The organism is Salinicoccus jeotgali, assembly GCF_039538805.1.
GTDB lineage: Bacteria > Bacillota > Bacilli > Staphylococcales > Salinicoccaceae > Salinicoccus > Salinicoccus jeotgali.
Window position 1 is genome coordinate 1 of the sequence record NZ_BAABCK010000025.1, and the last position, 587, is coordinate 587.

Consider the following 587-nt stretch of genomic DNA (forward strand, 5'->3'; position numbering starts at 1 on the left):
CAAACTGCCATAAAAACCCTCCTTTTTAATAAAGCCTATCACAGTAATTATTAGGTCTCCTAAATATGAAAATGAGCCTAATTAACAGAGCCTTATAAATATAAAATATAAGGTATAACACACTAGACTTACGATGTAAGTCCTACATGTTGGCAAGCACTGGCTTTGCTAGCCACTTCATTCGCTTACGCTCATTCGTGGCTGCTCGCCGGCTTGTTGGGGAGCTCCCCAATCCCCCTGCTTTTGCTGCGCAAAAAAGCTAGCCTTATGGCTAGCTTAAAATCATCACCTACGATTTTTATGTCTCCTAGATCTCAATACAGCATTCAACATATGCGTATTATCATAAGCAACCTTCAACAGGTTATAATCCATTTTCTCTAATACATCTAACAGTTCCTCATACTCAGTCACATTATTATCTCTAATTATTTGCCTAATCTGTGTAAATGCCTGATATTTCTCCTCTTTCGTAAAAGAAATATGGTTAGATATATCAAATCCGTTATAAACTTTAATGTCTCTCTCGTCATACTGATATTTCTCAGGATTATCCTTATGCGTAAAATAGCGATAAGCGCCCCTCA

Annotated in this window: 1 protein-coding gene; it reads right to left on the bottom strand. The window is 37.3% G+C overall.

The window, feature by feature from the left end; genetic code table 11:
- Nucleotides 1-285: 285 nt before the first annotated feature.
- Nucleotides 286-587, bottom strand: a 302-nt coding sequence (locus ABD734_RS07690) for a Rep family protein (protein ID WP_344703105.1), incomplete at its 5' end; no start/stop codon positions are given.